The sequence below is a fragment of the Mycolicibacter heraklionensis genome, assembly GCF_019645815.1.
Taxonomy (GTDB): Bacteria; Actinomycetota; Actinomycetes; order Mycobacteriales; family Mycobacteriaceae; genus Mycobacterium; species Mycobacterium heraklionense.
Genome location: NZ_CP080997.1, coordinates 683,285 through 708,741, shown reverse-complemented (window position 1 = coordinate 708,741; position 25,457 = coordinate 683,285). Strand labels below are relative to the sequence as shown.

Below are 25,457 nucleotides of genomic sequence, written 5' to 3'. Positions count from 1 at the left end.
CGCCACCGGCAGGTACGGTGACCAGCATGTCTTTTTCAATCGCGGACACTCCCGATCAGTCCGGCCGCAGTTTTGTGGTGACCGGAGCCAACGGTGGTCTGGGTGAGGTCGTCACCCGCACCCTGGCCGCCAAGGGCGCCAGCGTGGTGATGGCCTGTCGCAACACCGCCAAGGCCCAGGAGATCGCCGAGGGAATCGACGGCGACGTCCGGGTGGCGGCGCTGGACCTGGGCAGCCTGGCGTCGGTGCGCGATTTCGCCGCGCAGCAGGGCGGTTTCGACGTGCTGGTCAACAACGCCGGGATCATGAACATCCCCATGCGGCGCACCGTGGACGGCTTCGAGACGCAGTTCGGGGTCAACCACCTGGGCCACTTCGCGCTGACCGGCCTGCTGCTGGACCGGATCAGCGACCGGGTGGTGACGGTGTCGAGCATCGCGCACAAGCAGACCCCTAAGTTCTGGGTCGACGACCTCAACTATGAGCACCGTCCCTACCAGCGCAACCTGGCCTACGCGCAGTCCAAGCTGGCCAACCTGATGTTCGCCCGCGAGCTGCAGCGGCGGCTGGTCGCGGCCGGCTCGCCGCTGCGCTCCTACGCCGTGCATCCCGGGGTGTCGGGCACCGAACTGTTCGACAGCGACAAGAGCCTGCCCGGTCTGGTCACCAAATACTCCCTGGCGCTGATCGGCCAGCCGCCCGAGCGGGCCGCCGAGTCGATCGTGTTCGCCGCCGTGACCCCTGACGCCGACCCGGACATCTACTGGGGGCCCACCAAGCTGAACCAGTCCCGCGGCCCGATGGGACCGTGCCCGTCGAACAAGCTGTCGAAGGATCGGCGGCTGTGGCTCCGGCTGTGGGAGGAGTCGGAGAAGATGACCGGGGTCAGCTACCCGCTCTGATCCGCGACAAGGGCGGATCGGCTCCTCCCGAACGGTTGTCGCTGCAAGCCGGGCACACCTCATACCGGCGCCCGGCGGTGACGGGTGTGGCGCATGGGACTCACCCGGGCCGACGCGGCCCCCATGTCACCGGCAAACCATCGTGATACCGCAGCTCACCGGTTAAGTTGTGGCGAGCCGCCACGCGATGCGGCATGAGACGGACCGAAAGAGATCATGCGAGTTGAGGGGCGCGACGTCGCCGTCACCGGCAACCTGCTGCAGCCGCTGACCCGACGCACCAACGACATTCTGCGTCTGGTGCTGGCCACCCTCTTCCTCGCGACCGTCATCACCAGCTCGCTGGTCACCCGTTATGAATGGGTGGCGCTCGAGCGGTCGGTATCCCAGATCGTCGGAGTGCTCTCCCCCGCCCACGCCAACATGGTCTACCTCGCCTACGGCGTCGCGATCCTGGCGTTGCCGTTCGCGATCCTGATCGGACTGGTGGTCTCCCAGCAATGGAAGCTGCTCGGAGCCTATGCCGTGGCCGGCCTGCTCGCAGTGGTGTCCCTGTCGATCCGCAGCACCGGCATGGCCGCGCCGAACTGGCATTTCGACCTCTCCGATCGACTGGCCACCACGCTGGCGCAGTTCCTGGACGACCCGCGGTGGATCGCCATGCTCGCCGCGATGCTCACCGTGTCCGGCCCCTGGCTGCCGGCCCGCTGGCGACGCTGGTGGTGGGCGCTGCTGCTGGCGTTCGTGCCGATCCATCTGGTGGTCAGCGCGATCGTGCCGGCCCGCTCGCTGCTGGGGCTGGCCGTCGGGTGGTTCGTCGGGGCTTTGGTGATCCTGATCGTCGGCACGCCCGCGCTGGAGGTGCCGCTGGACGGCACCGTCCGCACCCTGGCCCGCCGCGGTCACACCGTGTCCGAGCTCGCCGTCATCCGGCCGGCCGGTCCCGGCCCGCTGGTGCTGTCCACCGTCGGCGACCACCCGGTGATCATCGAGTTGTACGGCCCCAACCAGCGCAGCGGCGGCGCGCTACGACAGCTCTGGCGCAAGTTCCGGTTGCGCACCACCGAGACCGCGCCGCTGCACGCCTCGCTGCACCGCGCGGTGGAGCATCGCGCACTGATGGCGATCTCCATCGCCGATGCCGGGTTGGCCAACACCAACACCGTCGCGGTCGCCTCCCTCGACCGGGGCTGGACTCTGTATGCGCACACGCCGCCCCGGGGCACCCCGATCGCCGACTGCACCGCCGCCACGCCGGTGGCCAAGCCGTGGGAATCCCTGCGGCGCCTGCACGATCAGCAGATCTCGCACGGCGACCTGCGCAGCAAGGAGATGACCGTCGACGACGGCCAGGTGCTGTTCGGGGGTTTCGGCAACGCCGAGTACGGCGCCACCGACACCCAGCTGCAATCCGATATCGCCCAGTTGCTGGTGACGACGTCATCGCTCTACGACGCGGCCGCAGCGGTGGACGCGGCGATCGAGTACTTCGGCCGCACCGCGGTGCTGGCCGCCTCGCGACGCCTCACCAAATCGGCGGTGCCCGCCCGCCTTCGCAGTGCGGTCCCCGAGGTCGGCACGGTGATCGCCGCCGCCCGCGAGGAGGTCAAGCGTCAGACCAACACCGATCAGATCCAGACCAAGACCATCACCCGGTTCACCCGCAGTCAGCTGATCCAGCTGATCCTGCTGGTGGCCCTGGTGTATGTGGCCTATCCCTTCATCAGCCAGGTGCCCACGTTCTTCTCCCAACTGCGGCAGGCGAACTGGTGGTGGGCGATGGTCGGGCTGATCGTCTCGTCGCTGACCTATGTCGGCGCCGCGGGCGCCCTGTGGGCCTGCGCTAACGGCTTGGTCAGCTTCCGAAATCTGGCGATCATGCAGGTGGCCAACACCTTTGCGGCCACCACCACCCCTGCCGGCGTCGGCGGCTTGGCGTTGAGCACCCGGTTCCTGCAGAAGGGCGGGCTGAGCACCTTGCGCGCGACCGCCGCGGTCGCGCTGCAGCAGTCGGTACAGGTGATCGTGCACGTGATCCTGCTGGTCGTCTTCACCACCGCTGCGGGCGCCTCGACGGACCTGTCCCACTTCGTGCCCGGCGCGACCATGCTGTACCTGATCGCCGGGGTGGCGCTCGGCCTGGCCGGCATTGTGCTGCTGGTGCCCAACCTGCGCCGGTGGTTGACCACCGCGCTGCGGCCACGCCTCAAGGAAGTCACCGGAGACCTGGTGGACCTGGCCCGCGAACCCAAGCGGCTGGCGTTGATCGTGTTGGGCGCGGCGGGCACCACGCTGGGGGCGGCGCTGGCACTGTGGGCCAGCGTGGAGGCCTTCGGCGGCAACACGTCATTTGTCACCGTCACGGTGGTAACCATGGTGGGCGGCACGTTGGCCTCCGCCGCGCCGACGCCCGGCGGGGTGGGTGCCGTCGAAGCCGCCCTGATCGGTGGGCTGGCCGCGTTCGGTGTGCCCGCCGCGCTGGCGGTCCCCTCGGTGCTGCTCTACCGGGTACTGACCTGCTGGCTGCCGGTGTTCATCGGCTGGCCGGTGATGCGATGGCTGACCGAGAACGAAATGATCTGAGCCGATGCGGATCGCGATCAGCGGTGCAGGGGTAGCCGGGACGGCGCTCGCGTACTGGCTGCACCGCACCGGCCACACCCCGACCGTGATCGAGCACGCGCCGGCCTTCCGGTCCGGCGGCTACATGATCGACTTCTGGGGCGTCGGCTACACCGTGGCTCAGCGGATGGGCCTCGAAGCCCAGATCCTGGACAAGGGCTACCAGATCGAGTCCGTCCGATCGGTCGGCGATCATGGCCAGGTTGTGGCGGCGTTGGACACCAACATCTTTCGGAATCTGCTCGGCGACGACTTCACCAGCCTGCCGCGCGGCGACCTGGCAGCCACCATTCACGACACCATCGTCAACGATGTCGAGATGATCTACGGCGACAGCATCACCGCCATCGACCAAGACGACAACAGCGTCCGGCTCACCTTCGGCCACGCCGGACCGCGCGAGTTCGACCTGGTGATCGGCGCCGACGGTCTGCACTCCAACGTGCGCCGGTTGGTGTTCGGTCCGGACGCCGACTTCGAGCACTACCTCGGCTGCAAGGTCGCCGCCGCCGTCGTCGAGGGTTATCGGCCCCGGGACGAGCTGGTCTATGTGACATACGCGGTACCCGGCCGGCAGGTGTCACGGGTCGCGCTGCGTGAAGACCGCACCCTGGCTCTGTTCGTGTTTCGCGACGCCTCCCCTGAAATTTCAAGCCCGAAAGCCCAGTTGCACAACCGGTTCGCCGATGCCGGCTGGGAATGCCCGCAGCTGCTGGCGGCCGTAGACAGCCAGGACAGTAGCCAGGGAGACGGCCTGTACTTCGACGTGGTCAGTCAGGTTCGGATGAACCACTGGTCGCGGGGCCGGGTGCTGTTGATCGGCGACGCCGCCGGATGCATCTCCCTGCTCGGCGGCGAGGGCACCGGCCTGGCGATCACCGAAGCCTACGTGCTGGCCGGGGAGCTGCACCGCGCCGCCGGCGACCACTTGCGCGCATTCGACGCCTACGAAGCACGACTGCGCCCGTTGATCGAGGCCAAACAGTCCACCGCTACACAGCTGCTCGGATTCTTTGCCACCCGAACACGTTTCGGCCTGTGGTTTCGCAACCTGACGCTGCGGGCGATGAATCTCCGGATGCTGACAAACCTGTTCGCCGGCACCGTGCGCGATGATTTCGACCTGCCCGATTACGGGATCTGAGACTATCCCGCCCCAGCCGCCGCATACACCCGGCTCACCTCCGGCTCGGCGTATCCGGCTCCCGTCGCCGCGGCGCACACCGCGTCGCCCACCTTCAACGTGAGTTCGGCCGGTACCAGTGCGATCACGCAACCGCCGAACCCGCCGCCGGTCATCCGCGCCCCGAGCGCGCCGGCAGCCACCGCACTGTCAGCGATCAGGTCGATGTGCTCGGTGGTGATCTCGAAGTCGTCGCGCATCGAAGCGTGCGAGGCGGTGAACAACGCTCCGGCAGCGGCGAAGTCCAGCTCGGCGCAGGCCGCAACGAAATCCAGCACCCGCTCATTCTCGGTCAGCACGTGCCGAGCGCGCCGGGCATCGACCGGGTCGGTAAGCACATCCAGCGCCGCAACACCGCGGTGCTGGACCTCGCGCAGCGAAGAGACCCCCAATGCGGCGGCGGCTCGCTCACACGATGCGCGCCGGGCGGCGTATTCGCCGTCGACGTGGCCGTGCCGCTGACCGGAGTCGAGTAGCAGCAGGGTCACTCCGGAAGCGTCCGGGTCGAACGGCACCGGGTGCACGGCGACGTCCCGGAAGTCGATCAGCAGCGCGCTGGACACCTCCCCGAACAGCGATGACAGCTGGTCCAGCAAACCCGTTGGGGCGCCGACATAGTCGTTTTCGGCACGCTGGCCGATTCGGGCCTGCTCGATCCGATCGATATCCAGGCCGGCCGCCGAGGCCAGGGCGCCGAGCACCGCGCATTCCAGGGCTGCCGACGACGACAGGCCCGAGCCGATCGGCACGTCGCTGCGGATATCCATGGTTCCGCCGGGCACTGCAAACCCGCTGTCGCGCAGCGCCCAGATCACCCCGGCGGCATACGCGCCCCAGCCGGTGGTCTGGCCAGGCGCGGTGTTCAGCGGAATCTGAACCGGTGCGTCGGCGCGGTCGCTGCGCACGGTGAGCGTGTCGGTCTCGGCCGGAGTGAAGGTGACGCTGGTGCGTTGCGGCAACGCGATCGGCAGCGCGAAACCGCCGTTGTAGTCGGTGTGTTCGCCGATCAGGTTGACCCGGCCCGGCGCGGAGTAGGTGATCACAGCTCACGCAGCCTAGCGGCCACGGACTCCGGGGTGACGTCGGCGATGAACGCGTCCATCGCCGACTCCGAGGCCGCCAGATATTTCAGCTTGGTGGCGCTGCGTCTGATCGACATCAGCTCGACGTGAAAATAGCCGTCGGCCTGCGCGCCGTCGCCGCGGTACTGGTGCAGCGCGGCCATATAGGGCAGCGGGGTATCGTAAATGCGATCGAAGCGGCCCAACAGGTTTCGGTAGACGGCCGCGAAGTCGTCGAGCTCGTCGTCGGTCAGGTCGGTCAGGTTGTGCACCCACCGATTGGGATACAGGTGCACCTCCACCGGCCAGCGCGCCGCGAACGGCACGAACGCGGTGAAGTGTGCGGTCTGCGCCACGATCCGGGCACCCTCGGCACGCTCGGCGGCCAGCAGGTCGGCGAACAGGTTGGTGCCGTGCGCAACTCGATGCGCACGCGCTTGGGTGAGCATCGCGGCGGTGCGCGGGGTCAGGTAGGGGTAGCCGTAGATCTGGCCGTGCGGGTGGGCCAGCGTCACACCGATCTCCTCGCCGCGGTTCTCGAAGCAGAACACCTGCTCGACGCCCGGCCGGGCCAACAGCTCAGCGGTGCGGTGCCGCCATGCCTGCACCACCAGCAGGGCGTGCGCGGCCGGCAGGTCGGCGAACGAACCGGTGTGGTCGGCGGAGAAGCAGATCACCTCGCAGCGGCCGTTGCCCGGTGCGGAGACGAACTCGGCACCGTCCGGCGGTGTGGTGACCGTCGCGCCGGCCCCGGCCAGACTGGGGAACCGGTTCTCGAAGACCACGACGTCGTAGTCGGCCGCCGGCACCTCACTGGTCTCACCGCTCGGCCCCGGGCACAGCGGGCAGGCCTCGGCGGGAGGTTTGTAGGTGCGGTCCTGGCGTTGCGCGGCGATGATCACCCACTGACCGGTGGTGCGGTCGAAACGCAACTGCGACGACTCGGGGTCCCGCGGCGAGAGCGGCCGACGATCGGGCGCCGGGGCCGGGGTGTGACCGGGCAGGGCGAAGAACAGGAGGACGCGGCCGTCGGCCAGCGTCCAGCGGATCGGGGCGCTCACGCGACCAGCCGCGGATGCAGCCGTTGCGGGGCGATCTCGACTCCGGCCGCCAGGTCGTCGGCCAAATGCGTGGCGAAGCCCAGCAATCCGGCGAGATCGATCCCGTACGGGGCCGGGGGCCGCACCGTCGCCAGATGGTCGGCGCCGCGGCGCAACAGACTGACCGCGCCGGCGACATTGCCGCGCTGGACGTGGGTGACGCCGACGGCCAGCTGCGCCAAGCCCTGCCACAGCTCACGCTCGGCAGCAGGCCGATGCTTCCAGGCGGCTTCCAGTACCTCGTGGGCGTTGAACGCCAGCCCGTCGTCCAGCAACAGCTGCGCGTAGGCGAGCATCTGGGCCGGCGGCAGGTCGAGGTCGTCGGGCACACCCTCGACCCCGCCCTGGCTGCCGCGGGGCAGCGGCCGGCCCAGCCGATCACGCGGGCGGGCGTTACGCGGGCGGCCCGAATCGTCGCGGTCGCGGGTTGTCACCTGTCCATCATGGCAAGCCGGTCAGGCCGGCTTGGCAGCAATCACCTCGATAGCGGCCATGTTGTTGCGGTGGCGACGGAACGTCGCGCGCATGTTGAGCACCCGCGCTCGCGCGTCGGAATCGCGCAGCACGTTGAACACGAACCGCAGCGCCCCGAACAGGCCCTCGTCGGCGATCAACCGGTGCGGCTCCAACAGCGCCATCGGCGCGTAGGAGATCTTCTCCACGGTGAACCCGGCCTCGGTGAGCAGCTCGGTCCATTCCGCGGCGGTCAACGGCCGGGCGTTGACCTTGATAGAGCGGGCCAGCGCGGTGCGGACCTCCTCCTTGACGGCCTCGGGCACGTCGGCGGGCTGCAGCACCATCTCGTGAATGGCGTAGCGGCCGCCCGGCCGCAGCACTCGGAAGGCCTCCCCGATGATCTCGGCCTTGTGCGCATTGGTCTGCATGGTCAGCATCGCTTCGCCGATGACGACGTCGGCGCTGGCAGCATCCAGTCCGGTCTTCGACGCCTCGCCGGTGACCACCCGGCCCCGTTCGCCAACCACCGAGCGGACCACGCCGGCGGCGTTCTCATCGGCCTCGACACCGGTGTAAGTGCCGGGGCCGCTCTGCAGGATCTCTTTCGCGGTGCGCCCCATGCCGGGCGCGAGTTCCACGACGTCGGCGCCGGTCAGCTGCGCATCGGCCAGCATCCGGTGGGTCAGACCCAGCCCGCCGGGGCGCAGCACGCGTTTGCCCAGCCGGGCGAACAGCCAGTGGCCGGGCAGATCAGCGGTCTTGCGGTCAGGCATCGGCAGGCTCATGCAACGAAGGTTAGCCTTACCAGCCTTAGTCCGCTAGAGGACTTTGGACCCCTATGTTTCCTCTAAATGATCGACGGAATAGCCTCGGGCCGCCGGCTGTTCGAGCCGGTATGCCCAAAGCCTTCACAGAGACCGAACGTCAGCAGTTCCTCGCCGACAAGCACATCGCGGTATTGTCCGTCGCCGCCACCGATGGCCGGCCCCCGGCCAGCGTCCCGATTTGGTATGACTACACCCCCGGCGGCAACATCCTGGTCAACACCGGCGCCGGCCGGCGGAAGGCCAAGCTCATCGAGCAGGTCGGTGCGGTGACGCTGGTGGTGCAGCGCGAAGAGCTGCCCTACCAGTACGTGGTCGTCGAAGGCACCGTGATCGATGCGGCCACCCCGTCCCCGCTGCCGCAGCGCGAGGCCATCGCGGTTCGCTACCTGGGCGAAGAGGGCGGCCGGGCATTCGCCGCCAACATGGACGGCGCATCCAGCGTGCTGTTCACCATCCGGCCCGACCGCTGGCTGACCGCCGACTTCTCCGGCGACCTGTAGGCGCTTGGCTTTTGGCGCCTGATCCCGAAGGCTCGTTGTGATGCTGCCCGTGCTTGACCTGTCCGACGCCGACACCGACGCAGCGGCGTTTCGCCTGGCCTTGCGGGAGGCCACGCACACCTGCGGCTTCTTCTATCTCACCGGCCACGGCATACCCGGCGAGCAGATCACCGAAGTCCTCGAGCTGGCCCGGCAGTTCTTCGAGCTGCCCGACGAGCAGAAGAACCGGATCAGCCAGCTGAAAAGCCCGCATTTCCGGGGCTATTCACGCGTGGGCGGCGAGTTGACGAACGGCCGCGTCGACTGGCGCGAGCAGATCGACATCGGACCTGAACGTCCCGCACTACCCGCAGTGGAGGGCTACTGGCATCTGCAGGGCCCGAATCTGTGGCCCGAGCGGCCCGCGTCCTTCCGCTCCGCGTTCGAAGCGTGGGACCGGTCGCTGTCTGCGGTGGGCCTGCAACTGCTGCGGCACTGGGCAGCGTCGTTGGGAGCCGCCGAAGACCTGTTCGACGACGCATTCGCCGCGGCGCCGGCAACGCTGATCAAGGTCGTCCGCTATCCGGCAAGCCCGCAGGACGGCCAAGGTGTCGGCGCACACAAGGATTCGGGGGTGTTGACCCTGCTGCTCGTCGAGCCGGATTCCGAAGGGCTTCAAGTGGAAATCTCGCCCGGCGAGTGGGTCGACGTTCCCCCGCTGGCCGGTGCGTTCATCGTCAACATCGGCGAACTGCTCGAAGTCGCGACCGACGGCTACCTGCGGGCCACGCGTCACCGGGTGCGCTCGCCTCGGCCCGGCACCGACCGGGTGTCGATCCCGTATTTCCTCAACCCGGCACTGGATGCCACCGTTCCACGCATCACCTTGCCTGCTGAGCTGGCAGCCCTGGCGCGCGGCGTCGAGACCGATCCCGACAACCCCATCTTCGACACCTACGGTCAGAACGCATGGAAGTCCCGCACCCGGGCCCACCCGGACGTCGCCGAACTGCACCATGGGATTACGCCGGCAAGTTCTCCGTGAAAGCAATCAGGCCCCCTCGAAAAAGGAGGCCTGACCTGTGGTGGCAGGTACAGGATTCGAACCTGTGTAGGCTTCCGCCGACGGATTTACAATCCGCTAACGGGCGTTCCTGGCTATTCGCCGATATTCGCTAAACCGTACCTGACCTGGCAATACTGTTCGGTAGTGTTCCGGGGCAAACTAGTACGTATCCCGCGAGTTGTGACAACTCCGTGACAATTTCTTGGGTGTGAGAGGAAGTGGGTATGACCGTCAACGACGACGTCACCCAGGAGGCTCCGGTGGACGCGCCGCCGCCTACCGAGATCGACCCGTTCACGGCGGCAGCTGACGGTCCGCTGGCGTACAGCGAGCACACCAGCAGCATGCCGGTCGTCGAGTACCAGCCGCATCGCAGATTGCCGGTCTGGATCGCCGTGCTGGTCTTGGTGGCGGCCGCCAGCGCTGTTGCGATAGCGACATTCGTCCTGGGTCGGACCACAGCTCCGCAGCCAATGCCAGCGAGTCCGGACGTACCGGCTCAGATCTCACCGTCGACTAAGCCTTCACAGGCGCCAGCGCTGTCCAGCTCGAGAATCGCCCCACCTCCCGTCGCCGCTGTCCCGGTGCCAGAGCCCGCACCAACCACGGTGACGGTAACGACGCGGGCAATCCCCCAGATCGCCTGTGACAGCTTGCGGCGCTACGACACGATGACCATGAACGACGTCGCGATGATCATGGTCGAAGACATGGCCCTGGGCATCGGCTTCAATGAAGCGAAGGTCCGAGTGGTCAACGAAGTCAGCGCATCATGCCCCGAATTTCTGGGCCGCTGAGTAGCATTCCGCCCCATGTACAGGTTGGTATCTGAATGAAGAATCCGCTTCCGCTCGGACTGACGGGGCTCGGAGCGTTGGCCATGGCGATTGCCACCTTCCTTCCCACCTACGAATCGCGTCGGTTCCTGCGCATCGAGGGCAACACGTTGGTCCAGTCCGCCGACGGCTGGGTGCTGATCGCCTTGGCCGTCGGCATCGTCGTGTGCGCCTACAACGCGGACGGCGGCGACAAGAACTACCGCCTTGCCGCTCGGATCCTGCCGCTCCTCGGCGTCGGCTGGTTGCTGCTCATCTGGTCGAACAAAGATGCCCGAACCCTGCACCCGGTCGGGCTCGACGGCACCGTGATTGCCGACGGTCCCGGCGAGGTGGCCAGCTTGGGTGTCGGGTTCTATCTCGCCGCGGTCGGCGTCGGCATAGCCGCGACCGGAACGCGACTGCTGTGGAACGCGACTAAACCTGAGCCGACCGTCGATGACGACGACGCCTACGATGACGATGATCTCGACGGCGATGATCTCGACGGCGACGATCTCGACGGCGACGAAAGACGAACCGTCGACGGCCCCTCCGGACCACGCTCAGCGAGCTGATCCTGGCGGAATGAAGCGATCAGGAAGCTCACCGACCACCAGGGTCGACCCCGATGCGTAGCTGACCCCGGAGACAACGAAAGCCGCCCCCGACCGAAGTCGGGGGCGGTACGCCTGGCGGTGCTTGACGGTGTAGTTGAAAGCACAGCCCGGGGTTAGAGCCGGGAGGGCGGCCGTTTGAGAACTCCGCGTCGAGCAACCAAACAACGAAAGCGCCCCGACCTTTACGGTTGGGGGCGCTGCCAACAGGTGAGGATGTGCAGCGGGTCACCGCGGGCCGGGCCGCCGGGAGGTGCCACTGCCGGACGATCTATACGCGGTGTTCAAATCGACCCCCAAGACGTCGGCCGCGGACCGGCTGCGTCTCGGCGAGGAGTACCAATCCAGTGGCTACGTCGTGGTGAATGAAGCCGGGGAAGCGCCGACGCCGAATGCGGTGGAGTCCCGGTGGGCGCGGGTGCTGGTCGCCGCCGAGGTGCGTCATCGCCGGCTCCACGATGCGCGGCACACCTGCGGGACGTTGATGCATCTTCGTGGTGTTCCGACCGCGCTGATTTCCGCGTGGCTGGGGCACTCGTCGAAGGCGTTCACGCTGCAGACCTACGTGAATCCGAAGCCGGAGTCGTTGGCCATCGCGGCGCAGAGTTTCGCGCGAGTTGTGACAACTCGTGACAATTCCGGGTCTTGAAAAGAAGTCAGGCCCCCTCGAAAAAGGGGGCCTGACCTCGCGTGGCAGGTACAGGATTCGAACCTGTGTAGGCTTCCGCCGACGGATTTACAGTCCGCTCCCATTGGCCGCTCGGGCAACCTGCCGTAGTGCGCCTAGCAGACTACAACGAGGATGTACCTCAGACGCAAACGGCCAGCACAACTCAAAGAGAGGACAGGTCTCGTGGCGGACTCATCGTTCGACATCGTCAGCAAGGTCGACCGGCAGGAGGTCGACAACGCCTTGAACCAGGCCGCCAAGGAGCTGGCCACCCGGTTCGACTTCCGCGGCACCGACACCACCATCGCGTGGAAGGGCGAGGAAACCATCGAGCTGGTCAGCTCCACCGAGGAGCGGGTCAAGGCTGCCGTCGACGTGTTCAAGGAGAAACTGATCCGCCGCGACATCTCCATGAAGGCGTTCGACGCCGGGGACCCGCAGCCGTCGGGCAAGACCTACAAGGTCAGCGGCAGCCTCAAGCAGGGCATCGACGCCGAGCACGCCAAGAAAATCAACAAGCTGATCCGCGACGAGGGCCCCAAGGGCGTCAAGTCCCAGGTCCAGGGCGACGAAATCCGGGTGTCCTCGAAGAAGCGCGACGACCTGCAGGCCGTGATCGCGCTGCTCAAGGGAGCCGACCTGGACGTCGCCTTGCAGTTCGTGAATTACCGGTAACCGGTACCGCTGGTCCGACCGACCGCCCGGTGCTTAGGCTGGGGATCGTGACTACCGAAGAGGTCGTGGACGTCGTCATCATCGGAGCGGGCATCTCCGGTATCGGCGCGGCTTATCGCATCACCGAACGCAACCCCGGCACTAACTACGTCATCCTGGAACGGCGTGAGCGCATCGGTGGGACGTGGGACCTGTTCCGCTACCCCGGGGTGCGCTCGGACAGCAGCATCTTCACGCTGTGCCTGCCCTATGAGCCCTGGACCCGGCGCGAACGGGTCGCCAACGGCGACGAGATCCGCGACTACCTGACCGACACCGCGCGCAAGCACGGCATCGACGAGCACATCCGGTTCAACCACCACGTCACCGCGGCCGACTGGGACTCGGCGACCGACACCTGGACGGTGACGGCTGACGACAACGGCACCCAGCGGACCTACCGCGGCCGGTTCGTGTTCTTCGGCTCCGGCTACTACAACTACGACGAGGGCTATACCCCGGACTTCCCGGGGTTCGAGACGTTCGCGGGGACGCTGGTGCACCCCCAGCACTGGCCCGAAGAATTGGACTACACCGGCAAGAAGGTGGTGGTGATCGGCAGCGGCGCCACCGCGATGTCACTGGTCCCGGCGCTGGCCAAGCGCTCCGGCCACGTGACCCTGCTGCAGCGCACCCCCACCTATCTGATCTCGGCGACCATGTACAGCCGTTTCGTTGACGTGGTCGCAAAACTGTTGCCCCGCAAGTTGGCTCACCCGATCATCCGGTTCGTGATGGCCCTGTTCGAGGGCTATGTCTGGTTCTTGGCCCGCAAGACTCCCCCGCTGCTGAAGTGGATCCTGCGTCGCACGGCCGTGCAGAACCTGCCGGCGGGCTACGCCGTGGACACCCACTTCAAGCCGCCGTATGAACCGTGGGACCAGCGACTGTGCCTGATTCCCGACGCCGACCTCTACACCGAGATCAGCGCCGGGCGAGTCGAGATGGTCACCGATCGGATCGACCACTTCGACGCCACCGGCATCGCATTGCAGTCCGGGGCCCATCTGGACGCCGACATCATCGTGACCGCCACCGGACTGCAGCTGCAGGCGCTCGGCGGAGTGCGAATCAGCCTGGACGGCACCGAGATCAAGCCCACCGACCGATTCGTCTACAAGGCGCACATGCTCGAAGACGTACCGAACCTGTTCTGGTGCGTCGGCTATACCAACGCGTCCTGGACCCTGCGCGCCGACATCACGGCCCGCGCCACCGCCAAACTGCTGGCGTACATGGCTTCTCGCGGCTACACCCACGCCTACCCACACCTCGGCGACCAGCCGATGGACGAGAAGTCGGCGTGGGACATCCAGGCCGGCTATGTGCTGCGCGCGCCGCACGCGCTCCCGCGGTCGGGCACCAAGCGGCCCTGGAATGTGCGGCAGAACTACTTTGCCGACGCCCTGGACTTCCAGTTCGATCAGATCACCGAATCGATGGTGTTCGGGCGGGCCGGTGAGCCCATACCGCTGGCCGGCTAGGTCAATCCTCACCCCGTAGCGCGGCGATGCCGCGGTCCAGTGCGGCCTCTAAGAAGCCGAGATCGCCGGTGGCGAGCAGGATGCCGACGCCGCCCTGGATGCCCGCCAGCAGGGCGGCTGCCGCGGAATCGGCGTCGATGCGCCCGGCCGTTTTGCCGCCCTGCTGCATCGCTCGGATCCCGGTCGCGATCTCGGCGTGCCATTGCCGGATCAGCGACGAGGTAACGGCTTGGGCCGCCGGCGTGGTCCGCCCGAGTTCGGACATCAGCACCGCCAGCGGGCAGTGCTGCCCCTGTCGGCGGTAACGCTCCACCACGGCGTCGCGCCAGCGCTGCCAGGCCGCCCAGGACGTGAGTTCACCCAGGTAGGGCTGCTGATCGGCCAGCACCAACTCGGCCTCGTGTTCGGCGACGGCGAGCAACAGCTGGTCCTTGCCACCGGGAAAGTAGTGGAAGAGCTGACTCTTGGAGGTCTGGGTGCGCGCCCGGATGTCATCGAGCGTGGTGGCCGATACTCCGCTGGCACGGATCTCCGCGGCGGCGCCCTCGATGATCCGCCACCGAGTGGCCGCGCCCTTGCTGGTCAATTTTTGGACTTGCGGGTCCAATTTGATAGGTGAACTATCTGGACTCATGAGTCCAAACAGTACGCGGCTGGCAGGCCGCACAGCATTGATCACCGGGTCCACCGCCGGGCTGGGGGCCGGCATCGCCACCACGCTGGCGGAGGCCGGCGCGTCGGTCCTGGTCAGCGGGCGCGATCGCAAACGCGGCGACGACGTGGTGAAACGCATCGAGTCAGCGGGCGGTAGGGCGCTGTTCCTCGGCGCCGATCTGGGCGCCGGCGGGGCCGAGGTCACCCGATTGGCCGCCGAGGCGACCGCCGCCGCGGGTGGTCCGATCGACATCCTGGTCAACAACGCGGCCATGATCCTGATGCCGACGCCCACCGCGGAGGTCCCCGAGGACCAGATTCGCGACGCGTTCGCGATCAACGTGTTCGCCCCGTTCCTGCTGACCGGCGCGCTCGCGCCCGCCATGGCACAGCGCGGCAGCGGCGTGATCGTCAACGTCGGTTCGATCAGCGGACTGATCGGCTCGGCGAGTTCGGCGCTGTACAGCGCAACCAAGGCCACCGTCCACTCGCTGACCAAGTCGTGGGCCGACGAATACGGCCCGTCCGGTGTGCGCGTCAATACTGTTGCCCCCGGACCGATCCGGACCGAACGCAACGCGGAGTTCGAACAGCACGTGGCGCCGGTGCTGGCCCGGATTCCGTCGCGGCGGATGAGCACCGTGGCCGAGGTTGCGGCCGCCGTGGTGTTTCTTGCCAGTGACGACGCCGCCAATATTCATGGCGCGACGCTGTCGATCGACGGTGGCTGGTCCGCCGTTTAGGCGACATGTTCACAAACCGTGGGTGCGGCGGTGACGACGGCAATACGCTGTCGCTCATGGCTGCTGCTACTCGTACACCCAATGTCGTCGTGCTCGGAGGCGGATCGTTCGGCACCACGGTGGCGTCCATCTGCTCGCGCCGCGCGCCGACGCTGCAGTGGGTGCGATCGGAAGCGACCGCCGCCGACATCAACGACAACCACCGCAACAGTCGTTACCTGGGCAACGATGTCGAACTCAGCGACACGCTGCGCGCCACCACCGATTTCGCCGAAGCCGCGCACTGCGCCGACGTCGTCGTGATGGCGGTGCCGTCGCACGGTTTCCGGGGTGTGCTGGAAGAGCTGGCCGCCGAGCTGCGCCCGTGGGTGCCGGTGGTGTCGCTGGTCAAGGGCCTGGAGCAGGGCACCAACATGCGGATGTCGCAGATCGTCGACGAGGTGCTGCCCGGGCATCCGGCCGGCATCCTGGCCGGCCCCAACATCGCCCGGGAGGTCGCCGAGGGATACGCGGCGGCAGCGGTGCTGGCCATGCCCGACCCGGGCCAGGCCTGCGAGCTGGCGTCGCTGTTCCGCACCAAGCGATTCCGGGTGTACACCACCGACGACGTGGTCGGGGTCGAGATGGCCGGCGCGCTGAAGAACGTGTACGCGATCGCGGTCGGGATGGGCTACTCGCTGGGGATCGGGGAGAACACCCGAGCCATGGTGATGTCGCGTTCGGTGCGCGAGATGTCCAAGCTCGGCGAGGCGATGGGCGGAGCCCGCGACACCTTCGCGGGCCTAGCCGGGATGGGCGACCTGATCGTCACCTGCACCAGCCAGCGCAGCCGCAACCGCTATGTCGGCGAGCAGCTGGGCTCCGGCAAGTCGATCGACGAGATCATCGCGTCGATGAACCAGGTGGCCGAGGGTGTGCGGGCCGCCAGCGTGATCATGAAGTTCGCCGCGCAGTACGGGCTGAGCATGCCGATCGCGCGTGAGGTCGACGGCGTGATCAACCACGGCTCCACGGTGGAGCAGGCCTACCGCGGGCTGATCGCCGAGACGCCGGGACACGAGGTGACTGGCTCCGGGTTCTGAGCCGGATACCGTCGCCTTGGCCCCAACCGCCACTTGCGTACCCGCGGGGCGGGGGTGGGATGAGTTCGAATCGGATAGCGCAGCCGATATCACCAGTCGAGCAGGCTGCTCGGCGGTCGATCCGCCAGCTTCTGCACGATCCAGTGGTTCATCGACACGTGTTGATCGGCGGCCTCGACAGCGAGCCGGGCGTGCAGCGACGGTGACGTACGAACCAGGAAGGTGCCGCTGAACTCCCGGTCGGTGATCGGCGGGGGCAGGTCTTCCCCGGGGCGTTCCGCCAGGTGTTCGTCGACGGCCTGCTCGACGCCGGCGATGGCCTCGCGCATGGTCGGCGCCCAATGTGTGAGGAACGGCAGTTCGAGGCAGCGGCCGACGTACTCGTCGTGTTCACGCGACCATTCAGCGCGATAGGTGTAGCGGTTCATGGCCGGTAGTAGCGCATGCGCTATCCGATTCGACAAGCCACATATCCCCAGGCCCAGGGGTAGAAGTGGCGGGTGCGACGGCAGGGATGGGTGGGGCGCCGAAGCGCGGCGACGTGCCGGGGAAGGGGATTCGGGCAGGGACCCTACCCGCGGGCCATCTGCTCCAGCCGCCGAATCCGGTCGGCCATCGGGGGGTGCGTGGCGAACAGCTGACCGACCTTCTCCCCCGCGCGGAACGGGTTGGCGATCATCAGGTGCGACTGGCTGGCCAGCTCCGGCTCGGGCGGCAGCGGGGCGAGTTCCACACCATCGGAGATCTTGCGCAGTGCCGACGCCAACGCCAGCGGGTCGCCCGAGAGCACGGCGCCGGACTCGTCGGCCTGGTACTCCCGCGACCGCGACACGGCCAGCCGCACCACCGACGCCGCCAGCGGCCCCACCAACGCGACCAGCAACATCGCCAGCGGGTTGCCGTCGCGGCGGTTGCCCATGAACATCGCCATGTTGGCCAAACCGGTGATCACCGAGGCCAGTGCGCCGGCCACACACGAGATCAGGATGTCGCGGTTGTAGACGTGCGACAGCTCGTGCCCCAGCACCGCGCGCAACTCACGCTCGTTGAGCAGACGCAGGATTCCGCTGGTGCAGCACACCGCCGCGTGGCGCGGGTTGCGGCCGGTGGCGAAGGCGTTGGGCGCGTTGGTGTCGCTGACGTACAACCGGGGCATCGGCTGGTGGGCGGTGGTGGCCAGCTCCCGCACAATCCGGTAGATCTCCGGCGCCTGGACCTCGGTCACCGGCTGGGCCCGCATCGCCCGCAGCGCCAGCTTGTCGCTGTTGAAGTAGGTGTAGGCGTTCATCCCCACGGCGAACAGCACCGCCACCCACATCATCTGCGGTCCGAACGCCCGGCCCACCAAGACGATCAACGCCGACATCACGAACAGCAGAAAGAACGTCTTCGCCGTGTTGTGGTGCGGGTGCCAGGTCATCGACTTCCTCCTTGGAGAACGACCATCGTGCTCATTAAACGCCGCCGACGCCGCACGAGTTCCGCAACCGTGGTCAGCCGTGTCGGTTTACGGTGTAGTCGACCAGGCCGGCCAGCGCCGCTCGACCGACGCAGTCGGGTAGCGCAGCCAGCTCCGCGCGGGCCTGCGCGGCATAGTCGGCCACCGTCTGCTTGGCCTTGGCCATCCCGGCCGACGCCCGCAGCAGCCCCAGCGCCTCCTCGACCACCGCGTCCTCGGTGACCGGGCCGGCCAGCAGCACCCGCAGCCGCTCGGCGTCGGTACCGGTCTCCTGCAGCGCGTAGAGCACCGGCAGCGTGTGCACACCCTCGCGCAGATCGGTGCCGGGCAGCTTGCCGGACTCGTCGGGGTCGGAATCGATGTCGATGATGTCGTCGGAGATCTGGAAGGCGGTCCCCACGATCCCGCCGAGCCGAGCCAGTCGCTCGATCTGCTCGTCGTCGGCGCCGGAGAACGTCGCACCGAACCGGCCCGACGCCGAGATCAGACACGCCGTCTTCTCGTAGACAACCTTGAGGTAGTGCTCTATCGCGTCCACGCCGTCGGCTGCCCCGCGGGTCTCGCGCATCTGTCCGGTCACCAGCTGGGCAAAGGTCTCGGCGATGATCCGCACCGCATCCGGCCCCAGCCGCGACACCAGGCGTGACGCGGTGGCGAACAGGTAGTCACCGGCCAGGATCGCGATGTTGTTGCCCCACCGCGCGTTGGCGCTGGGCGCCCCGCGGCGGATCTGCGCCTCGTCCATCACATCGTCGTGGTACAGCGTGGCCAGGTGCACCAGCTCGATCACCGCACCGGCCACCGTCACCTGCCAGGCGTCCGCTTCGGGCCCCAGCTGGGCCGACAGCACCGTGAACAGCGGACGGAACCGCTTTCCGCCGGCGTCGAACAAGTGGGTCACGGCCTCGGTCATCAGGCCGTCTCCACCGCGCAACTCGGTGTCCATCAGCTCTTCGATGCGGGCAACCCCGTCGCGGACCCGGTCCGCGAAACCCGGGTCTCCCAAGCCGCCGAAATCCAACCCCGCCACCACGTTCGCCGGTGTCCTCACGGCTCCAACATACTGGTCAGTGTGAATTCCAGCGCTGAGACGGTGGCCGAGGTGGTGATAGTCGGTGCGGGACCGGCGGGGTCGGCGGCGGCCGCCTGGGCCGCGCGGGCGGGCCGCGACGTGCTGGTGGTCGATTCGGCCGTCTTCCCGCGGGACAAGCCGTGCGGTGACGGCCTGACCCCGCGAGCCGTCGAGCAGCTGGAGTTGCTGGGGCTCGGCGAGTGGCTGGACAGTCACATCCGGCACCGGGGCCTGCGGATGGCCGGCTTCGGCGGTGAGGTCGAAGTGGCCTGGCCGGGTCCGTCGTTCCCGTCGACCGGCAGCGCGGCGCCGCGCACCGAACTCGACGAACGCATCCGCAAGGTCGCCGAGGAGTCCGGTGCCCGGATGTTGTTGGGCGTCAAGGCCGTCGGGGTCCATCACGATTCGTCCGGGCGGGTGCGCTCGGTGGTGCTGGCCGACGGGACGGAGGTCAGCTGTAAGACGCTGATCGTCGCCGACGGGGCCCGCTCCACGCTGGGCCGGGTGCTGGGCCGCCAGTGGCACCAGGAGACGGTCTACGGGGTGGCCGCCCGCGGTTACCTGGCCTCGCCTCGCAGCGACGAACCGTGGCTGACGTCGCATCTGGAGCTGCGATCCCCGGAGGGCGAGGTGCTGCCGGGCTACGGCTGGATCTTCCCGCTGGGCAACGGCGAGGTGAACATCGGCGTCGGCGCGCTGGCCACCGTCAAACGGCCCGCCGACGTGGCGCTGCGACCGCTGATGTCCTACTACGCCGACCTGCGCCGCGAGGAGTGGGGCTTCGAGGGGCCGGTGCGCGCCCCGGCCAGCGCGCTGCTGCCGATGGGCGGCGCGGTCTCGGGTGTCGCCGGACCCAACTGGATGCTGATCGGCGACGCCGCGGCCTGCGTCAACCCGCTCAACGGCGAGGGCATCGACTACGGCCTGGAGACCGGACGGCTGGCCGTCGAACTACTGGGGAATGCGGGCGCCGCCGACCTCACGCAGGCCTGGCCGGAGTTGCTGGCCGCCCACTACGCGCGCGGGTTCTCGGTGGCGCGGCGACTGGCGCTGCTGCTGACGTTCCCCCGGTTCCTGCCGGCCACCGGCCCGCTGGCCATGCGCTCGACGATGCTGATGCGGGTGGCGGTGCGGGTGATGGCCAACCTGGTCACCGACGACGACGCGGATCTGGTGGCGCGGGCCTGGCGCGGCGGGGGGCGGATGTCCCGGTTGATCGACCGCCGCCGCCCGTTCGTCTGATCTGGCGGCTTTGGCCTGACGCCAGCAGTCAGGACCATTGACACATATCAACTTGATTGATATACCGGATTGATGAGTGAATCAATGGAATTCCAGTTCGACGCCGTCTACCGCGGCGAATCTGACCGAATGGGAGCGGGCGTCAAGCCCCCGTGGAGCATCGGGGCGCCCCAGCCCGAGTTGGCCGCCCTGATCGAGCAGGGCAAGTTCCACGGTGACGTCCTTGACGTCGGCTGCGGCGAGGCCGCCATCTCGCTGTATCTGGCTGAGCGCGGGCACACCACCGTGGGCCTCGACAGTTCACCCACCGCCATCGACCTGGCCCGCCGCGAGGCGGCCAAGCGCGGTTTGAGCAACGCCTCCTTCGAGGTCGCCGACATCAGCGACTTCTCCGGCTATGACGGCCGCTTCGGCACCATCGTCGACAGCACGCTGTTCCACTCGATCCCGGTCGAGGCCCGCGACGGCTACCAGCGCTCCATCGTGCGGGCCGCCGCCCCTGGGGCGTCGTACTTCGTGCTGGTCTTCGACAAGGCCGCCATCCCCGAGGGCCCGCCGTTCGCAGTGACCGCCGACGAACTGCGTGAGGTGGTGTCGAAGTACTGGGTGGTCGACGAGATCAAGCCAGCCCGGCTGCACGCGGTGTTCCCCGACGACTTCCCCGGGTTCGGCGGCGTGCCGCTGCGCGACGAACCGGGCGGCCGCAAGTCGGCTGCGGGCTGGCTGCTCTCAGCGCATCTGGGCTGAAAAGGAGGCCCGCCGTGAGTGATCCGAAGCCGCCGCGCTGGCTGAAGCCAGTCAACAAAGTCATGATCGGCCTGCAGAAGCTGGGCATCCCGATGGGTCCGCCGATGGTATTGACGGTGCCGGGCCGCAAGTCCGGGCAGCCGCGCAGCACCCCGATGACACCGTTCACCGTCGACGGCCAGCTCTACACCGTGGCGGGCTTCCCGAAGGCCGACTGGGCGCTCAATGCCCGTGCCGCCGGTGCGGGCCTGCTGCGCCACGGCCGCCACGAACGGCCGGTGCGCATCGTCGAGCTGTCGGCGGAGGCGGCGCGCCCGGTGCTGCGGGCGTTTCCGGTGCAGGTGCCCGTCGGCGCCCGCTTCCTCAAGCAGGCCGGCCTGGTGGAAAAGGGCACGCCCGACGAGGTCGAGGCGCTCGCGGGCCGGATCGCGGTGTTCCGGTTCGACCCGGCTTCCTAGGCCCAGCGCAGGGGGCTACCGCGGTTTGCGGGCCGAGTGCAGCGCGACGATGCCCCCGGTGAGGTTGCGCCAGCTCACGTCCGACCAGCCCGATGCGCCGATCTGCTCGGCCAGCGCGGCCTGATCCGGCCAGGCGCGGATCGATTCGGCGAGGTAGACGTAGGCCTCCGGGTTCGATGACACGGTGCGTGCCACCGCCGGCAACGCCCGCATCAGGTACTCCTTGTAGGCGGTGGCGAACACCGGCACGGTCGGGGTGGAGAACTCGCACACCACCAGCCGGCCTCCGGGCCGGGTCACCCGGGCCATCTCCCGCAGCCCCGCGGCGTGGTCGACGACATTGCGCAGCCCGAAACTGATCGTGACCGCGTCGAAAACCTCGTCGCCGAAGGGCAGCTTGGTGGCGTCCCCGGCGACCTTGGGCACGGGTCGGCCGGCACCGGCGGCCAGCATTCCCACCGAGAAATCCGCCGCCACGCACCAAGCACCGGAGCGGGCCAACTCCACCGTCGACACCGCAGTACCGGCGGCCAGGTCGAGCACCTTCTCCCCCGGCCTCAACTCGAGTGCTTTCCGGGTGGCTCGACGCCAGGACCGGTCTCGCCCCAGCGACAGCACCGTGTTGGTCAGGTCGTAGCGACGGGCGACGCCGTCGAACATCGACGCCACGGCGTGGGGGTCTTTGTCCAGGCTCGCGCGGCTCACCCGGTCGACGGTACCCGCCTTTCGATAGGGTTCTGGAATGCGGTCTTGGCTGGGCACATTGGCAGCACTGGTGATATTCGGCGGGGCATTGGCGGGTCCGGCGGCAGCCGACCCCGAGGCGCCCGGCGGTTCAGCGAGCCTCGACGGAGGAGAGGCGAAGCTGGGACCGGCGCATGAACCCGGCGGTTCAGCGAGCCTCGACGCAGGAGAGGCGAAGCTGGGACCGGCGCATGAGCCCGGCACGGCGTGGAGCGCCGACCACTTCGGCGTGCTGGCCGGAACGGCCTCCGCCCCGGTGCAGCTGGAGATCTTCTGCGACCCGCAGTGCTCCGAGTGCGCGAAGTTCGAGGCCGCCTCCGGCGACGACCTGAGCCGGCACCTGGCCGCCGGTGACGTCGCGGTGACCTACCGGTGGATGACGTTTCTGGATGCCCGCCGCAAAAACGACACCTCGGCGCGCGTCGGCAACGCCCTGATGGCAGCGGCCGATCCGGCCACCCCGGCCGGTGCCTATCAAACGTTCGTAGCCGACCTCTACCGCAAGGGCGGCACTCCCAGCGTGGCGGAGATCGCGACCACCGCGCGTGAAAGCGGCCTGCCCGGCCACGTCGTGGAGCGGATCGCCACCGGGCAGCAGGTCGTGGACGCCACGTCGATGAACGCCTTCAACCGTGTGCAGCTGCTGTCGGCGAACCCGGAGAGCCCCGGTACCCCGACGGTGTATGACGTGGCGACCAGGACGGTGGTGGACACCGACGACGCCGGCTGGCTCGACCGGCTGGTGCAGCAGCGGTAGCCGGGCAGCGCTGTCCAGCGCTGCTTATTCGCAGGCGATACCGTCGCCGTCGCGGTCGAGCGCCCTGCGGTAACCGGGCTCGCCCTCGTGGATGGGCGCCGCTCCGGCCGCTCGGGCCTCAGAGCAGTTCTTGTAGTACGGCTCCGCAGCGGCAATGGGAGCGGTTGCGATACCAACTCCGAACGCGAAAATGCCTGCAAGGACCACCGTGCGACGGATCATTGAACGTCTCCTCACCGTTGAGGGCCGTCGTTTGGCACGAAACGAACAGCGCGAAATCCGCAGCAGCCTAACAAGCGCCTGTGCGCCGGCGGTTGCCGCGTCAGGACCTAGCCGGCAGCCCACCGTCGTTCGGCGACATTGCATCCCGCCAACGCCGCGATCCCGATCAGCCAGGCGATCACCGCAACGGATCCGGCCGGGATGACCGCCAACACCGCGGTACGGTGCTGGACCCGCACCAGGTCCGGATCGGACTTGTCGTATTCGACGTAAATCCGCATCCCCGTTGCTAATTCGGAGGGGTAGAGCACGCCGAGCTCCGGGCGGTAGGTGATCCGCTCCGGCGTGACGAACTCGATGGTGGAGCGCCGGAAGCCCGCGTTGAGCACCTCGGCCTCGGCCACCCCCATGTCGCGCTCGATGGTGATGTCGTTCCGCCACGCCCCCGCCACCAACAGCACCGACTGCAAGGTGACCAGCGCCACCAGGATCACCACGCCGGTGCGCGCCCACCGCAATGCACGTCCACGCCAGGTATTGCCGGGAAGGGCGCCGTTGCCGCGAACCAAGTTGCGCAGCAACGGTTTCAACGTTCGATAGGCCCGGTTGGACCGGTAATCGGGCAGTTTCACAACGCGGCCTTGATCGCGGCGTGCAGTGTCCGCAACGAGGAGCGGTCGGCTTTGACCTCCAGCACCCGCACACCGCCGGCGGGTTCGGCGAGCGCGGCGGTCAGCGCGTCGGCCTCGACCTGGGAGAATTCGACATGATAGGCGCGGCACAACGCGGCGATGTCGACGTCATGCGGGGTGCCGAAGATTCGCGACGAGACGTCGGCGAACCGTGGGTCTCCTTGCTCCAGCAGCTCGAAGATGCCGCCACCGTTGTCGTTGGAGACCACGATCGTCAGCTGCTGCGGCCTCGGTTCGGTGGGCCCGATCAGCAGACCGGAGCTGTCGTGGACGAACGTCAGATCCCCGATCAGCGCAATGGTGCGGGCGTCGGGGTTCTGCTGCTCGTGAGCCAGCGCGGCACCGATCGCGGTGGACACCGTGCCGTCGATGCCGGCGACTCCGCGGTTGGATCGCACGGTGACGCCTCGGGCGTCCTTGGCGTTGCCCAACCCGACCAGCGCGGCGTCGCGCACCGGGTTCGACGCGCCCAGCACCAACTGATCCCCGGGGCGCAGCGCGTCGGCCACGGCCGCGGCCACGTGCAGGCCGGTGGTGAGCGGATGCGACGCCAGCTGCGCGCGCACCGCGGCATTGGCCTGGGCGTTCAGCTCCGCGCAGCGGCGCAGCCAGGCCGGATCCGGCTCCCCGGAGGTGACGGCTCGGGTGCCGGTGGCCTGCGAGTTCCCCGACACGTCCGGCCAGCGTGGCCCGGTGGTCAGCGCGTAGACCGGCACCGTGGGGTCGGCCAGCAGGTTCGACACCGGACGGTGCAGGGTGGGCCGGCCGGCCATGATCACCTGCTGCGGGCGCAGCAGTGGCAGCGCCAACGGGTGCAGCGGATTTTCCGGTGTCGGGGCGGTGGGTTCGGCGACCGTGGGCAGTGCCGCCAAGTTCGGGTGCAGACCCGCACCGTGCCCGGCGATCACCACGGTGTCCGGGGCCAGGTCGATATCCAGGGGCTGGTCGAAGCTGACCGGCGGGGTCAGTGTCCAGGGACGCCCGTGTGGCCGGCCTGGCGGCAGCGACCCTGTGTCGTCGGCGTCGGGCACCAGTGGTTCGCGCAGCGGGATGTCGAACTGCACCGGACCAGCGTTCGCGGTGCGAGATCCGGTGGCGGCGACCAAAACTCGGCACACCGCCGAACGCCAGGTGGCGTTGAGGGCGTCCATCCGCTCGGGAGCGTCCTCGGCCAGGCCCAGGCTGATGGCGGCGCGTACCTGGGTACCGAAGTAGCCGAGCTGCTCCATGGTCTGGTTGGCGCCGGTACCCAGCAGCTCGTAGGGACGGTTGGCGCTCAGCACGATCAGCGGCACCCGCGCGTAGTTGGCCTCGACCACCGCGGGGCCCAGGTTGGCCACCGCGGTGCCCGAGGTCATCGCCACACACACCGGAGCGCCGGCCCCCACCGCCAGCCCGATCGCCAGATACCCGGCGGTGCGTTCGTCGATACGCACGTGCAGGCGCAGCCGGCCGGCCCGGTCGGCGTCGTGCAGCGCGAACGCCAGCGGTGCATTGCGCGATCCGGGGCACAGCACCACGTCGCGGACACCGCCGCGGATCAGCTCGTCGACGACGATGCGGGCCTGTGCCGTCGAGGGGTTGGTCAT

At 68.3% G+C, this 25,457-nt stretch carries 28 protein-coding genes and 2 tRNA genes; 16 read left to right on the top strand and 14 right to left on the bottom strand.

The features are described from left to right. The first annotated feature begins 26 nt into the window (after positions 1–26). The 3 genes from K3U94_RS03345 to K3U94_RS03335 all read left to right on the top strand — a co-directional run bounded on the left by K3U94_RS03345 (position 27) and on the right by K3U94_RS03335 (position 4,668). On the top strand, positions 27–902 hold the full coding sequence (locus tag K3U94_RS03345) for an oxidoreductase (RefSeq protein WP_220695565.1): 876 nt from the start codon (positions 27–29) through the stop codon (positions 900–902). A gap of 216 nt (positions 903–1,118) precedes the next feature. Continuing rightward, positions 1,119–3,485 carry a lysylphosphatidylglycerol synthase transmembrane domain-containing protein gene (locus tag K3U94_RS03340; protein WP_220695564.1) on the top strand — a complete coding sequence of 789 codons (2,367 nt, stop codon included), beginning with the start codon at positions 1,119–1,121 and terminating at the stop codon, positions 3,483–3,485. 4 nt (positions 3,486–3,489) lie between these two features. Further along, a complete protein-coding gene (locus tag K3U94_RS03335; protein WP_220695563.1) occupies positions 3,490–4,668 on the top strand; it encodes an FAD-binding domain in 1,179 nt (392 codons plus the stop codon). A 2-nt stretch (positions 4,669–4,670) separates the two neighbouring features. Here the strand turns inward: K3U94_RS03335 and K3U94_RS03330 are convergent, their stop codons facing one another. From K3U94_RS03330 to K3U94_RS03315, 4 genes are read right to left on the bottom strand one after another with little or no spacing between them, the layout of a single operon-like run. Then, positions 4,671–5,750, bottom strand: a complete 1,080-nt coding sequence (locus K3U94_RS03330) for a galactokinase (RefSeq protein ID WP_220695562.1) — start codon at positions 5,748–5,750, stop codon at positions 4,671–4,673. Beyond that, on the bottom strand, positions 5,747–6,829 hold the full coding sequence (gene galT, locus K3U94_RS03325; protein WP_220695561.1) for a galactose-1-phosphate uridylyltransferase: 1,083 nt from the start codon (positions 6,827–6,829) through the stop codon (positions 5,747–5,749). Before galT ends, K3U94_RS03330 begins: the two co-directional genes overlap by 4 nt. Continuing rightward, on the bottom strand, positions 6,826–7,302 hold the full coding sequence (locus K3U94_RS03320; protein WP_047320893.1) for a DUF309 domain-containing protein: 477 nt from the start codon (positions 7,300–7,302) through the stop codon (positions 6,826–6,828). The genes galT and K3U94_RS03320 overlap by 4 nt, the downstream gene beginning before the upstream one ends. Before the next feature lie 21 nt (positions 7,303–7,323). After that, positions 7,324–8,109, bottom strand: a complete 786-nt coding sequence (locus K3U94_RS03315) for a class I SAM-dependent methyltransferase (protein ID WP_047320892.1) — start codon at positions 8,107–8,109, stop codon at positions 7,324–7,326. A 110-nt stretch (positions 8,110–8,219) separates the two neighbouring features. On the opposite strand from K3U94_RS03315, the gene K3U94_RS03310 reads away from it, so the two are divergent. Both K3U94_RS03310 and K3U94_RS03305 read left to right on the top strand, forming a co-directional pair. Next, complete coding sequence (locus tag K3U94_RS03310) at positions 8,220–8,651, top strand: pyridoxamine 5'-phosphate oxidase family protein (RefSeq protein ID WP_220695560.1); 432 nt, start codon at positions 8,220–8,222, stop codon at positions 8,649–8,651. Between the two features lie 40 nt (positions 8,652–8,691). Then, on the top strand, positions 8,692–9,675 hold the full coding sequence (locus K3U94_RS03305) for an isopenicillin N synthase family dioxygenase (RefSeq protein ID WP_220695559.1): 984 nt from the start codon (positions 8,692–8,694) through the stop codon (positions 9,673–9,675). A 38-nt stretch (positions 9,676–9,713) separates the two neighbouring features. Here the strand turns inward: K3U94_RS03305 and K3U94_RS03300 are convergent. Continuing rightward, a tRNA-OTHER gene (locus K3U94_RS03300) sits at positions 9,714–9,821 on the bottom strand. Positions 9,822–9,920: 99 nt separating this feature from the next. Between K3U94_RS03300 and K3U94_RS03295 the strand changes: the two genes are divergently transcribed. The 3 genes from K3U94_RS03295 (at position 9,921) to K3U94_RS03285 (ending at position 11,777) form a co-directional block, all read left to right on the top strand. Then, positions 9,921–10,493: a hypothetical protein gene (locus K3U94_RS03295; protein WP_220695558.1), complete on the top strand. Its 573-nt coding sequence runs from the start codon at positions 9,921–9,923 to the stop codon at positions 10,491–10,493. A 35-nt stretch (positions 10,494–10,528) separates the two neighbouring features. After that, positions 10,529–11,089 carry a hypothetical protein gene (locus K3U94_RS03290; protein ID WP_220695557.1) on the top strand — a complete coding sequence of 187 codons (561 nt, stop codon included), beginning with the start codon at positions 10,529–10,531 and terminating at the stop codon, positions 11,087–11,089. A 292-nt stretch (positions 11,090–11,381) separates the two neighbouring features. Next, positions 11,382–11,777 carry a tyrosine-type recombinase/integrase gene (locus tag K3U94_RS03285; RefSeq protein ID WP_267878342.1) on the top strand — a complete coding sequence of 132 codons (396 nt, stop codon included), beginning with the start codon at positions 11,382–11,384 and terminating at the stop codon, positions 11,775–11,777. 42 nt (positions 11,778–11,819) lie between these two features. On the opposite strand, the gene K3U94_RS03280 is transcribed toward K3U94_RS03285, so the two are convergent. After that, a tRNA-Tyr gene (locus K3U94_RS03280) sits at positions 11,820–11,902 on the bottom strand. Positions 11,903–11,981: 79 nt separating this feature from the next. On the opposite strand from K3U94_RS03280, the gene K3U94_RS03275 reads away from it, so the two are divergent. Both K3U94_RS03275 and K3U94_RS03270 read left to right on the top strand, forming a co-directional pair. After that, on the top strand, positions 11,982–12,473 hold the full coding sequence (locus K3U94_RS03275) for a YajQ family cyclic di-GMP-binding protein (RefSeq protein ID WP_220695555.1): 492 nt from the start codon (positions 11,982–11,984) through the stop codon (positions 12,471–12,473). A 47-nt stretch (positions 12,474–12,520) separates the two neighbouring features. After that, on the top strand, positions 12,521–13,996 hold the full coding sequence (locus K3U94_RS03270; protein ID WP_220695554.1) for a flavin-containing monooxygenase: 1,476 nt from the start codon (positions 12,521–12,523) through the stop codon (positions 13,994–13,996). A gap of 1 nt (position 13,997) precedes the next feature. Here K3U94_RS03270 and K3U94_RS03265 read toward each other — a convergent pair whose 3' ends face one another. Further along, a complete protein-coding gene (locus K3U94_RS03265; protein WP_230987378.1) occupies positions 13,998–14,630 on the bottom strand; it encodes a TetR/AcrR family transcriptional regulator in 633 nt (210 codons plus the stop codon). Here K3U94_RS03265 and K3U94_RS03260 point away from each other — a divergent pair. Together K3U94_RS03260 and K3U94_RS03255 are read left to right on the top strand one after the other, a co-directional pair. Continuing rightward, on the top strand, positions 14,629–15,393 hold the full coding sequence (locus K3U94_RS03260; protein WP_220695553.1) for an SDR family NAD(P)-dependent oxidoreductase: 765 nt from the start codon (positions 14,629–14,631) through the stop codon (positions 15,391–15,393). The genes K3U94_RS03265 and K3U94_RS03260 overlap by 2 nt on opposite strands. 56 nt (positions 15,394–15,449) lie before the next feature. Continuing rightward, positions 15,450–16,475, top strand: coding sequence for an NAD(P)H-dependent glycerol-3-phosphate dehydrogenase (locus tag K3U94_RS03255; RefSeq protein WP_220695552.1), 1,026 nt, complete (start codon positions 15,450–15,452; stop codon positions 16,473–16,475). Positions 16,476–16,564: 89 nt separating this feature from the next. Here K3U94_RS03255 and K3U94_RS03250 read toward each other — a convergent pair whose 3' ends face one another. The 3 genes from K3U94_RS03250 to grcC1 form a co-directional block, all read right to left on the bottom strand. Beyond that, entirely contained in the window at positions 16,565–16,903 is a 339-nt protein-coding gene (locus K3U94_RS03250) for a type II toxin-antitoxin system HicB family antitoxin (protein WP_047319709.1), read from the bottom strand. A gap of 143 nt (positions 16,904–17,046) precedes the next feature. Continuing rightward, entirely contained in the window at positions 17,047–17,895 is an 849-nt protein-coding gene (htpX, locus tag K3U94_RS03245; RefSeq protein WP_047319708.1) for a zinc metalloprotease HtpX, read from the bottom strand. Positions 17,896–17,968: 73 nt separating this feature from the next. Then, the gene (gene grcC1 / locus K3U94_RS03240) at positions 17,969–18,985 is read right to left on the bottom strand and encodes a nonaprenyl/(2E,6E)-farnesyl/geranylgeranyl diphosphat synthase (protein ID WP_167344284.1); all 1,017 of its coding nucleotides are present in this window, start codon (positions 18,983–18,985) and stop codon (positions 17,969–17,971) included. Positions 18,986–19,027: 42 nt separating this feature from the next. Here grcC1 and menJ point away from each other — a divergent pair, with 42 nt between their 5' ends. From menJ to K3U94_RS03225, 3 genes are all read left to right on the top strand, one after another. Continuing rightward, positions 19,028–20,248 carry a menaquinone reductase MenJ gene (menJ, locus tag K3U94_RS03235; RefSeq protein WP_220696649.1) on the top strand — a complete coding sequence of 407 codons (1,221 nt, stop codon included), beginning with the start codon at positions 19,028–19,030 and terminating at the stop codon, positions 20,246–20,248. Between the two features lie 72 nt (positions 20,249–20,320). Then, positions 20,321–20,995 (top strand): class I SAM-dependent methyltransferase, encoded by a 675-nt coding sequence (locus K3U94_RS03230; protein ID WP_220695551.1) that lies wholly within the window; start codon positions 20,321–20,323, stop codon positions 20,993–20,995. Positions 20,996–21,009: 14 nt separating this feature from the next. Next, positions 21,010–21,453 carry a nitroreductase family deazaflavin-dependent oxidoreductase gene (locus K3U94_RS03225; RefSeq protein ID WP_220695550.1) on the top strand — a complete coding sequence of 148 codons (444 nt, stop codon included), beginning with the start codon at positions 21,010–21,012 and terminating at the stop codon, positions 21,451–21,453. A gap of 15 nt (positions 21,454–21,468) precedes the next feature. Here the strand turns inward: K3U94_RS03225 and K3U94_RS03220 are convergent, their stop codons facing one another. Then, positions 21,469–22,158 carry a demethylmenaquinone methyltransferase gene (locus tag K3U94_RS03220; protein WP_220695549.1) on the bottom strand — a complete coding sequence of 230 codons (690 nt, stop codon included), beginning with the start codon at positions 22,156–22,158 and terminating at the stop codon, positions 21,469–21,471. Positions 22,159–22,195: 37 nt separating this feature from the next. On the opposite strand from K3U94_RS03220, the gene K3U94_RS03215 reads away from it, so the two are divergent. Then, on the top strand, positions 22,196–22,954 hold the full coding sequence (locus K3U94_RS03215; protein ID WP_230987376.1) for a DsbA family protein: 759 nt from the start codon (positions 22,196–22,198) through the stop codon (positions 22,952–22,954). 24 nt (positions 22,955–22,978) lie between these two features. Here K3U94_RS03215 and K3U94_RS03210 read toward each other — a convergent pair whose 3' ends face one another. The 3 genes from K3U94_RS03210 to menD all read right to left on the bottom strand — a co-directional run bounded on the left by K3U94_RS03210 (position 22,979) and on the right by menD (position 25,457). Beyond that, positions 22,979–23,176 carry an excalibur calcium-binding domain-containing protein gene (locus tag K3U94_RS03210; RefSeq protein WP_220695548.1) on the bottom strand — a complete coding sequence of 66 codons (198 nt, stop codon included), beginning with the start codon at positions 23,174–23,176 and terminating at the stop codon, positions 22,979–22,981. A 107-nt stretch (positions 23,177–23,283) separates the two neighbouring features. Next, a complete protein-coding gene (locus K3U94_RS03205; protein WP_220696647.1) occupies positions 23,284–23,802 on the bottom strand; it encodes a DUF3592 domain-containing protein in 519 nt (172 codons plus the stop codon). 2 nt (positions 23,803–23,804) lie between these two features. After that, entirely contained in the window at positions 23,805–25,457 is a 1,653-nt protein-coding gene (gene menD / locus K3U94_RS03200; RefSeq protein ID WP_220695547.1) for a 2-succinyl-5-enolpyruvyl-6-hydroxy-3-cyclohexene-1-carboxylic-acid synthase, read from the bottom strand.